This is a genomic window from Simkaniaceae bacterium, assembly GCA_021734805.1.
In the GTDB taxonomy this organism is placed as follows: Bacteria; Chlamydiota; Chlamydiia; order Chlamydiales; family JACRBE01; genus Amphritriteisimkania.
Genome location: JAIPIG010000026.1, coordinates 22317 through 32584 on the forward strand (window position 1 = coordinate 22317; position 10268 = coordinate 32584).

9 protein-coding genes are annotated in these 10268 nt (G+C 42.4%); 6 read left to right on the forward strand and 3 right to left on the reverse strand.

Annotated elements, in window-relative coordinates:
- Positions 1-33 precede the first annotated feature (33 nt).
- Positions 34-954, forward strand: coding sequence for a hypothetical protein (locus K9M07_06065; GenBank protein ID MCF7852787.1), 921 nt, complete (start codon positions 34-36; stop codon positions 952-954).
- On the opposite strand, the gene K9M07_06070 is transcribed toward K9M07_06065, so the two are convergent.
- Together K9M07_06070 and K9M07_06075 are read right to left on the reverse strand one after the other, a co-directional pair.
- Positions 943-1548, reverse strand: coding sequence for an SET domain-containing protein-lysine N-methyltransferase (locus K9M07_06070; GenBank protein ID MCF7852788.1), 606 nt, complete (start codon positions 1546-1548; stop codon positions 943-945). The genes K9M07_06065 and K9M07_06070 overlap by 12 nt on opposite strands.
- Entirely contained in the window at positions 1505-2941 is a 1437-nt protein-coding gene (locus K9M07_06075; protein ID MCF7852789.1) for a type I 3-dehydroquinate dehydratase, read from the reverse strand. The genes K9M07_06070 and K9M07_06075 overlap by 44 nt, the downstream gene beginning before the upstream one ends.
- On the opposite strand from K9M07_06075, the gene aroB reads away from it, so the two are divergent.
- The 4 genes from aroB to K9M07_06095 all read left to right on the forward strand — a co-directional run bounded on the left by aroB (position 2942) and on the right by K9M07_06095 (position 7197).
- Positions 2942-3982, forward strand: a complete 1041-nt coding sequence (gene aroB, locus K9M07_06080) for a 3-dehydroquinate synthase (protein MCF7852790.1) — start codon at positions 2942-2944, stop codon at positions 3980-3982.
- Positions 3979-5304, forward strand: coding sequence for a 3-phosphoshikimate 1-carboxyvinyltransferase (gene aroA, locus K9M07_06085; GenBank protein MCF7852791.1), 1326 nt, complete (start codon positions 3979-3981; stop codon positions 5302-5304). Before aroB ends, aroA begins: the two co-directional genes overlap by 4 nt.
- A complete protein-coding gene (gene aroC, locus K9M07_06090; GenBank protein MCF7852792.1) occupies positions 5291-6400 on the forward strand; it encodes a chorismate synthase in 1110 nt (369 codons plus the stop codon). The genes aroA and aroC overlap by 14 nt, the downstream gene beginning before the upstream one ends.
- Positions 6401-6468: 68 nt before the next feature.
- Positions 6469-7197 carry a hypothetical protein gene (locus tag K9M07_06095; protein ID MCF7852793.1) on the forward strand — a complete coding sequence of 243 codons (729 nt, stop codon included), beginning with the start codon at positions 6469-6471 and terminating at the stop codon, positions 7195-7197.
- Between the two features lie 12 nt (positions 7198-7209).
- Here K9M07_06095 and K9M07_06100 read toward each other — a convergent pair whose 3' ends face one another.
- Positions 7210-8895 (reverse strand): ATP-binding protein, encoded by a 1686-nt coding sequence (locus K9M07_06100; GenBank protein MCF7852794.1) that lies wholly within the window; start codon positions 8893-8895, stop codon positions 7210-7212.
- Between the two features lie 412 nt (positions 8896-9307).
- Between K9M07_06100 and K9M07_06105 the strand changes: the two genes are divergently transcribed.
- Positions 9308-10174, forward strand: a complete 867-nt coding sequence (locus K9M07_06105; GenBank protein MCF7852795.1) for a hypothetical protein — start codon at positions 9308-9310, stop codon at positions 10172-10174.
- The last annotated feature ends 94 nt before the right edge of the window (positions 10175-10268 follow it).

Sequence of the window (10268 nt, forward strand, 5' to 3'; positions counted from 1 at the left end):
ATGCAAATTTTGATTTATACACAAAGAAAATCTGTGCTTCAAGAAAAAACTTTCAAAGACCTCTCTCCTCATATTTGGCCATTACATTCCAGAGTCCATCCTCTCAATACTTATCCCGCCTACATTAAAAGAGAAGATGAACTTAGCTTTGGCATGAGCGGAAATAAATTGCGCAAACTCGCTTCTTTAATTCCCTCCCTTTTGCACAAAAAAATCAAACATGTTTCCGTCTTCGGCAGCGCACACTCCAACTTTATTCTCGCTATTTCACAGAGTCTAATCGAACACCAAATCCCCTTTTCTCTTCTTTTAAAAAAACCCCATCATCTCCAAAAAAGGGGTAATTTCGCCTACCTTTCTCGGCTCATCAAACCGGAGCAAATCATTTGGATCGAACGGGATGAAATAAATCCGCACTCTCTGATTCAAACACCTGATTCGCTCTTTATCGACGAAGGGGGATATTCAAAAGAGAGTTTACTCGGCGCTATGACTTTAGCAGAGAGTATTAGCCGCAATGAAAAAGAACACTGCATCGCCTTTGATCACATTTGCATCGATGCGGGAACGGGGCTGAGCGCCATTGGTTTAATTTTAGGCGCCGCCTATTTGCAAAAACCTTGGACCATCCAAATTTTTTCCATGAAAGAGGATGCAAGAGCCTTTGATGCTCGATTGCATGCAATGCATGACAAGTCGCTGCCCCTTCCTCCCTATCAAGTCCATCAACTCAGTCAATATAAAGCATTTGGAAGTGTTCCCACCTCTTTACTTCGCTACATCGACGATTTTGCACAAAGAGAGGGGATCTTTTTAGACCCCCTCTATTCATCGAAAATGTTTTATGAACTCGAGCACCACCATCAAAGCCGACTCACAAAGAAGACGTTGATCATTCACTCGGGGGGAGCCCTTAGCCTATCGGGATTTCAAAATGATGATTCAGAGGAGTAAGGGCACTGCTCTTGCTCTCCAATATGCCTCCCCATAATCATAGGTCAGCTGCTCATTGGCCTCGATGCCCCTTTTTGTGAAAAAAATAATGTGATAGACCCCTTCAATCAAAAGGGAAGTCGAGAGGAGATTGGGTTCATCGCTATGATTGATAAAACGACAAAAATTCCCCTTATTTTTTGCATCGATGAGATAGGGAACGCGAAAGCGCGACTCGAGATAGCGAAAGGCATAGTTATTTGTTTGATCGGTTTTTTTTTGCCTTGGTCTCACAACTCCCGTATATTCGCCTACATATGCCAAAGCTTTGATCGGAGACGAGGCAAAAACACCGAGTCCTACAAGAGCATTCACCTCATCGATTTCAATCGGCGGGTGTTTTTGAGCGCAAAAATCCGATTTAAAAAGAGCCGAAGTCCACTGATTGCGCAGGCGAAACCCTTTATCTCTCAAAAGTTTTTTTCGTCGTTTGTTTAGCCAATTGAGCCCTCCTTCATCGACAAATTCCAGATGATTTGAATAGGTCAAATTAAAGAGTTTTTCAAATGTCTCAATAAACTCTTGTGAGTTGTGTTGAATGACGAGTCTTCTCATAAAGTATCTCAGTTAACTTTTCGTATAATAGCATATATGCCTTTTCTATATCTAGTTGCAGCCAAGCATGAAATTGATAGGCCGCTTGCCTTGCAAACATTTGAATTCCCGGGATGCACTCTCCCCCAAGCCGCTCAACTTCATTTAAAAACGGCGTTTTAACAGGGTTGGCAATCACTTCCAGCGCAAGACAATTTGGTCGAATGAGAGAGAGGATCTCTTCACTTTGGCTATCCCCTCCAAATCCACAGCTTGTTGCTTGAACAATGCAATCATAGACTTGCCCTTGATAAAAGGGGCAATCATAGCGCTTAGCCAGCTCTTTAGCCCGAGACATCGTTCGATTCCAAACGATCGGCTCACCCCCTCTTTTTTTGATTTCGCAAATGATGGCTTGAGCTGTCGCACCGGCGCCAAGCACCAGAATGCGCATTCCATAAATGGGCTTTCTCCTCTCGATTAAATCAACAGCCCCTTTGCCATCCGTATTGATGGCTTTGTTGAGCACGTAGGTGTTGATTGCTTGAACGGCCTCTTCTTCGACGCACTCCGTATGAGCGTAGGCGATTTCCTTTAGAGGTGTTGTGATTGAAAGCCCCTTAAATCCCAACGCATTCAAATACGCTATCGCCTTTGAAAAATTTTCACTTGATACGGAAATTTTTAAATAGAGCGCCGGAAGATTGAGTTTGTAAAACAAATCATTATGAGTGATATGCGAATAGCTAAACTCTACGGGATCTCCAATCAACCCATATAACTGAGTATGCACACCCAAACGATCATAATGATAGACTTCAAACAATTCATCGACATCAATTTGACCCGGGGCACTTCGTTCATTAGGCAAACAGGTATAGTTTATCGGCGCACCCCGAATTGGCGCTAAAGCGCGCGAAAGGCGGCCATGCTCGCCCATCGCAATCGCAATCACATCCCTCTCATTTTTAAGCACTGACAACATCCACAGAGCATCTAGACTTGATTGTGAAAAAAGGGCAAGTTTATAAAATTGCCCTTTCTTTTGTCGCATTTGAGATAAAATAGCCAAAAGGTTGTGTGGCATTTTTTCAAAATCGTGGTGCGAAATAATCCATGCCGATTTAGGGTATTTGTCTTGCAAACACTGCACACCTTCATCATCGACTTGATGATCAATATCAAAATAATCGGGCTGAAGAGCCAGCAGCCTTTCCATCCAAACTAGATCCACCGCCATTTTCCAAGCAAAAATCACCTTGCATTTTTTAGTTTTCATCCATTTTTTTATTTTTTCAAATGTCGCTAAATCTATATGCTCAAAGCGCAACTCAACTCCATCAAGGCGATGAAGATAACGATTGAGTTGGGCAAAGTGTGCATCGGAAATTGTTTTTAAAGATAAAAAAAGCATATGTCTTGGCCTAAAAATATTCTTGTGATCGATAAAGATCCCTTCCAATCAGAGCTACTCTATACTGAGCTTCAAAAATTCGGCAATCATTTTGCAATCATTGCCGATGATGTCGTGTATGACTTATATGCCAAGCGTTTGCGAGAAGCCCTCCTTGCAAGGGGGCTCATTGCAGAGTTGTTTTGTTTCCCTTCGGGTGAGTGCCATAAAACAAGAGAGACAAAAGAACTGTTAGAAAATGCGATGCTATCTCATGGCATTCACCGGCATTATGCATTAATAGCTCTAGGCGGGGGAGTGACAACGGATCTTGCCGGTTTTATTGCCTCTACATATATGCGAGGCCTCCCTCTCATCAACATCCCAACCACACTCCTCGGGATGGTCGATGCGAGCATCGGAGGAAAAAATGGAGTCAACACTTCACATGGCAAAAACCTCATTGGCACGTTTTACGCCCCCTCGCTCATCGTGATTGCACCGGAGTTTCTCAAAACACTCCCTGAAACCGAGTTCAAAAATGGCTTGAGCGAAATTATAAAATACGGACTGATTGCCGATCCCTCTTTACTAAAATCTCCACTCTCCCTTTCTCTCATTCAAAAAAGCATTGCGATTAAACATGAGATCATCACCTCCGATTTTCAGGACCTCGGACAGCGCAACCTTCTTAACTTTGGCCATACGATAGGACATGCTATCGAGCGCGCCTCAGAGACTTGTATTGCTCATGGCACCGCCATAGCTATGGGGATGATTGCCGAAGCGCGCCTATCCCCTCAATTAACAAAAAATGACCATCTCTTCATCCGATCGCTTTTTGATTCCCCTCTTGTTTTACCCGAATCTATTTCAAAGAGCTCCCTCATACAAGCACTTCACTTTGATAAGAAAAAAAGGGGAAGTCAATATCGATATACATGCCTTGAGCGCATTGGATCAGCTACTCTCGGATGGATCGATGAGGCAAAGATTTATGATTTAATCGATTGGCTATTAATCACTTTTAAGCCACCAATGGCAAAGGCATTCTCACTATGACTATTCCCTCTTCACAATCACTATCGATTTCTCCCTCTCTCATCTCGGGTCACTTCCGGGCGCCCCCTTCAAAATCTCAAACCCTGCGCGCGCTGTATTTTTCACTACTGGCTCATAACGAGAGCAGAATTTCTCATTTTCTCAACGCAAGTGACACCACGCATATGATTGACGCCATCACCAAATTAGGCGCCCACGTTTGTATCGAAGATGACACCCTTCTCGTCCGCAGCCCCGGCGGCATTCCTCAAGGAACTAGCGATGTGATCAATGCGGGCAACTCAGGGATTGTTTATCGCTTTATAGCGGCGCTTGCAGCGCTTATCCCCACTTATACTGTTATCACGGGAGATGAGTCCATTCGCACGCGGCGACCCATTGCCCCATTACTAGATGCCCTGACCCATCTTGGCGCCTTTGCCAAGGCATCCAACCCCCTCGGGCATGCCCCCATTATTATCCGGGGCCCGCTCACAAAGCATAAAACAACCATTATCGGCAAAGACTCACAACCCGTTTCTTCGCTCATTTATGCCGCAGCCTTTGCACCCCATCCCATCCATATCTCTATCCAATCGCTCTGTGAAAAACCGTGGATTGAATTATCTCTTTCTTGGCTGAAGAGTTTTGGCATCCCCTATCAAAGAGAAACCCCGTCTGAGATCACCCTTTTTGGAAAAAGCAAAATCGATGGGTTTTCCTATCGCGTTCCGGGAGACTTCAGCTCCATTGCACCCCTACTTGTTTTAGCTGTCATACAAAATCAAAGCATCAGCATTGATAATCTCGATTTTGATGAGGCCCAAGGGGATCAAATCTTAATCCCGCTACTCCAACAAATGGGGGCTAATATCACTATCGACCCCCCCAATCAAAGACTACAGACCTTTCCACATCACGGGTTACAAGCAATAACCATTGACATGGATGCCTGTATCGATCTTATCCCTATTCTTGCAGTAGTGGGATGTTTTGCACGAGGGACAACCTATCTCTATAATGCCGCTATTGCTAAAGAAAAAGAGAGCGATCGCCTTGTTGCCACCACTTTAGAACTCAAAAAAATGGGAGCAATCATCAGCTCTGATGATTCTTCACTCACAATAATGCAATCCGATCTGATCGGATCTGAGCTCGAGGCACATGCCGATCACCGTATTGCGATGGCGCTCACTGTAGCAGCTCTTTCGGCCTCAGGCAGATCGCTCTTGCATGGAATACAATGCGTTAATAAAACATTTCCGTCATTTTTCAACTTACTTTGCCAACATGGCGCTGATCTAACACCACTGCAAGAGGAGCCTATCTATGGGAAGCAATAGCTTTGGACAGATTTTTCGGATCACAACGTGGGGCGAATCCCACGGCAAAGCCATAGGCGTTGTCATTGACGGCTGCCCCGCCATGCTCTCTCTTTCAGAAGAGGATATCCATCTTGAACTCGACAAGAGAAGACCCGGAGTCCTACCCGGAACCACAGAGAGGAAGGAACCGGACCGGTGTGAAATTTTATCGGGAGTTTATGAGGGCAAGACAACAGGCACACCGATTTCCATTATTATCTATAATCAAGATGTCAAATCTTTCAACTATGATCAAATGAAGGATGTGCTTCGCCCGGGCCATGCCAATTTCACTTATATGGCAAAATATGGGGTTTTTGATCACCGCGGTGGCGGCAGAGCCTCTGCTCGAGAAACGGCGATGCGCGTTGCAGCCGGTGCCGTTGCAAAAAAACTTCTGAGCTATTATCACATCCGGATTAAAGCCTACCTCTCCTCCATTTATACGCATCAAACCCCGCCTCTCTCTTTCGATGCTATCCAAACGGGCCTTGAAAAAAGCCGCATCTTTTGTCCCTGCCCCCACACTGAAGATGAGATGCTTACGGCCATCAAGTGCGCTCAAGAAGAGGGGAACTCTCTAGGAGGAACCGTCTCTTTGCTCATCTCTGATTTACCGGCAGGCCTTGGAGATCCCATCTATGAAAAACTCGAAGCTAATCTTGCTAAAGCGATGCTATCCATTCCGGCTTGCAAAGCGATTGAATTTGGATCGGGTTTTCAATCAACTCAGATGATGGGATCGGAACACAATGATCTATATATTTTGGATGGCGATGAGATCCGATGCGCAACGAATCACGCCGGCGGAATCCTCGGCGGCATCTCAACCGGAATGCCCATTGAACTACGGGTTGCCTTCAAACCCACCTCATCGATTGGCAAATCACAAAGGAGCCTCACTTTTGATAAAAAAGAAGCCTCTTTCTCTCTTCAAGAAACCAAACGCCAAGATCCCGCTGTTGCGATTCGCGCTACTCCCGTCGTCGAGGCAATGGGCGCTCTTGTCATCGCCGACGCCCTCCTTATGAACCAAAATGCCCACCTCCTTAGAATTTCGAAAGAGATCTATTGACTTAATTTTCATTTTTACCGATGAGCAAAAATAGAGGTGTAATGCTTGTATTTTTTTAGGTTTTACAAATGAAGATTCTTTGGCGCATTTTAATCGGTTCAATTATCTTGATTTTCATTGGAATCTCATTATGTTATACCCTTCTCCCATCTATTGTCTCCCATACACTCTCAAAGCGGGCCCAAGTCGAAGTGAATATTGATGGAATCACCCTTTCCTTATCTAGCCTGAGTATCCGCGACTTTGTTATGGGCAATCCTCCCCGCTCAATCCTCCCACAAGCACTAAAGATCGGGAAAACCGAAGCCAACGTTCCGATTTCTCATTTTTTTAAGGAAAAAATTCTGATTCCAACAATGAACCTGAACAATCTGTATGTTGGACTTGAGTTTAATTCAAAGAGTGATCACCGGGGAAATTGGACCTATATTATGAAAAATCTCAATGATTCCAACAGCTCTGATCCGAACTCAAATACTGAAGTTTTAATTAAGCAACTCAATTTAAATGACATCACTGTTGCCATCGTCTATAAAGACCAACCTAAAAAAATTCGAACCGTTCATATCTCTTCGCTACAGTTCACCGATGTTTCAAGTCAGGGTGGCATTCCAACAGCACAAATCACTCAGCTCATTATGCGTTACGCCCTTCAACAAATCTTCAGCAAAGAAAATCTGCAGAACATGATCCAAGATATTATCTCTCCAAATAAAGGGGGCTTTTTTAAATCTTTCCAAGGATTATTTTCTCTGAAATTGCAGTATAAAGAAGATGAACAACCGCTCCCTAATTGATCAGAAGCACAATTACAGAACCCGTTCAAACTCATGCTTGATAACCACCTTTTTTCCACAAAAAGCAAAACCCAAATACAAAATTTGAGGAACTTCTCGGTCAATAAGCTCTTGCTCGTATTTTTTTTCTTTTATCTGCTTAATCGCTTGGTCAGCAACCACATCCAATGGTATATTTTCAGAGCTTCCGATCTTTTTAAATTCCATTATAATACCTAAGCGGCCTCTGTTTTTTGGGCACAATAAGACGTCGTATCTTCCAAATCCACTTTCTCGGTTAGATTTTACCTCGTAAGAATCCTTAAGACCCACGAGCATTCCTAAAACAAATGCATGATAAATTTTTTCCGACTCTTCAAAAGGTATATCAAAAACACTAAATGAAGAGGTTAAAAACTGTTCAAAAATTTTGGAAAATGGGTCAATCTCACCGGCAACTAAGCACTGTAAAAGCATTCGGTATTGATATTCATCAATACTTTTCTCAAACCATTCTAAAATCATAAATTGGTACAATTCCTTCACTTCTACGTTTGGAATTTTTAACCGAGTAGGAATGCCATAAACGGGAGTTGCATCAATAGCTAAATAACCGCTGTATAATAAAAGTGACCAAATCGTATTCGATCCCCTGTCTAATTCAGGAAATATGATACCTTCTTCGATCCTTTTTTCAATAAAACCACCTTTAATGAGCTCCTCAACATCAGCTTTTAAACTACCCCCACCTTTCGTGATTAATTGTTTCATAAGTAGATTATCACTAGTATTTACCCAATAAGGAGCCAGCTTTCCATTTTCTACAACACATTTCAAAACAGACCAGGGATTATAAAGATCGGAAGTTGCCCCAACTTGGTAGCCATCATACCATGATCTTATAGACTCCATTTTTTCAAATAAATCGTACTCTTTCAAAAGTTCACTCACTTCATTCTCTAAAAGACCAAACTTATCACCAAACGTTTCATTCATAATTGTGAAAGAACTGACATTGTTCAATCCGGAAAAAATACTTTCTTTTAGAATCCGCAAAATTCCCGTAAGCACTCCAAACTTAAGATAACTAACATCTTTCAAACAATTGGATAATAAATTTCTTAAGAACTCAATTAATGGTGGGTAGTAATCTTCCACATAGGCCGAATGTGCAGGGGCATCATACTCATCAATCAATAAAATCACTGCTGATTTGTGATACCGATTCATCCATTTTATCAGAAGCTTTAAGCTTTCTTGATTTAAAACTTGACTTCCCTCTTTTCTAAGAACCGCATAATAATCCTTTTCCTCTTCTTTGCTCAAAACCCCACTTTTAATCAAATAATCGTGTCTCGCAAATTCCTCAGAAAGTATTCTTCTAAAATGTTCATATGTATGTTCCCAAGATGAATGCTTCATATCCTTAAATGTAATGAAAATGACAGGGAACTGCCCCTGCATCTTTCGATACTCCTCATGCTCCCAAATTTTCATACCCTTGAATAAATAACTTGTATCTTCATCGACTTTTTCAAAAAAATAACGAAGCATTGATAGGTTTAAAGTCTTTCCAAATCTCCGAGGCCTTGGAATGAGCGCCACTTTAGTCCCTTTTTCAAAGACTTCCTTAACAAGAAGTGTCTTATCAATATAAAAATACCGGTTATCAATAATTTCCTTAAAATCACTAATACCAAGAGGAAGTCTTTTTTCCATGCCGCACCTTCTTATTTGGACCATTGATCTCGACTTTGTAACTCAATTAGTGGGCCTGAAAGCCTCGAGATATTTGTTCTCTAGGGAGTTATTAAAACCGGAAAAGTTTTTTTACTCCTTCCCTGTTTTAATAACTCCCGGTCCGCCCCTAGGCCAAGCGCATGATGCGCAAAGATCAAGGGAGGTGGACCCAAAAGGTCGCAAAGTCGAGACTAATGGTAACATTTAAATAAAAAGTTCGTGAGCAAAAACAAGCATTCTGTAAATTTTTCTTATTAAAACATTAGTTCGAGCGGAGGGAATTGCAATATTAATAAAAATCGAGAATCAATAAATTGCTCCCCACTCTCAAGATATCCTTGCAAACATTACATCTTTTTTTAATAATATCTTCATTAAAAAAAGGCATAATATGGCAGCAGCGGCACCGTTAGGAACAACCCCGGCTCAAGGGAGATATCAAACATTTACCGATGATGCCATCCCTCTATCAAAGGCAGATAAAAAACGAGCTTGCAGCATCATTCAAAAAGCTGCTGCTTTTGCATTAACCGAGCCCTATCTCTATACCGATAAAGAAAAGACAATTCTAGCTCGTTTAATGCATAGGCCAACGGATCAAGATTTTGTCCAAGCCGCTCGATGCCTTCGAAATATAGACATCTACGTTGTTACGGATCGTGAATATGATGAAGATTGCCCGACTAGCGAGCGCTCTATTGATACGCGTATTGAAAAGGTAGATTGCTCACCTAATTTCTTGGTTAAAGAAGGGGCCGCAAAAACAGTTCGTAAGTTTCTAGATAGCGTTGACATGTCTTGTATCTGTAATATCCGCGCTAATGAAAAACGCCGGGCACAATGCTGTTATCAGACTAAACTCACCTCTATTTGCCTGACTATTTTAGCAAGTTGGTCTACGGTTGGTTATCTATTTGGGTCTTCTCTTAGTGATTGTCCTCTTCCGCCCTACCCGGAAGATTGCGATTCATTACACAGAAACACACCACCGGCCATCGAATGTGAAGAAGCGTGGGGCAAACACAATTTCTGTATTTTCAATCATAATTTGTGGGGCGGTATAGCCGTCGTTCCTACATTTTTTATTACGCTAATAGGTGCTGCGTTCTATCGAAACATTTATGGGACACTACGGTCCGACCCTATTAATCCCAATGCCACACCTTTTGATACAACTAGATCAAAGAGAAGGGCGTCTCCCCCTTCCCAATCCACGCGATGTGCGAGTTTTCCTGACGGAAAACTGCACATGAAATAATTGAAAAAATGACATGCCTGTTGGCACACTGTTTTGAGCTTAACCGAAACAGGAGTGCAAGGCATGTCAATCGATGATTTTATCATAACGGTCT

Excerpts from the sequence above, each read along its gene's own strand:
- K9M07_06070 (MCF7852788.1), bottom strand. The coding sequence starts at position 1,548 with ATGAGAAGACTCGTCATTCAACACAACTCACAAGAGTTTATTGAGACA.
- K9M07_06075 (MCF7852789.1), bottom strand. The coding sequence starts at position 2,941 with ATGCTTTTTTTATCTTTAAAAACAATTTCCGATGCACACTTTGCCCAA.
- aroB (MCF7852790.1), top strand. The coding sequence starts at position 2,942 with ATGTCTTGGCCTAAAAATATTCTTGTGATCGATAAAGATCCCTTCCAA.
- aroA (MCF7852791.1), top strand. The coding sequence starts at position 3,979 with ATGACTATTCCCTCTTCACAATCACTATCGATTTCTCCCTCTCTCATC.
- aroC (MCF7852792.1), top strand. The coding sequence starts at position 5,291 with ATGGGAAGCAATAGCTTTGGACAGATTTTTCGGATCACAACGTGGGGC.
- K9M07_06095 (MCF7852793.1), top strand. The coding sequence starts at position 6,469 with ATGAAGATTCTTTGGCGCATTTTAATCGGTTCAATTATCTTGATTTTC.
- K9M07_06100 (MCF7852794.1), bottom strand. The coding sequence starts at position 8,895 with ATGGAAAAAAGACTTCCTCTTGGTATTAGTGATTTTAAGGAAATTATT.
- K9M07_06105 (MCF7852795.1), top strand. The coding sequence starts at position 9,308 with ATGGCAGCAGCGGCACCGTTAGGAACAACCCCGGCTCAAGGGAGATAT.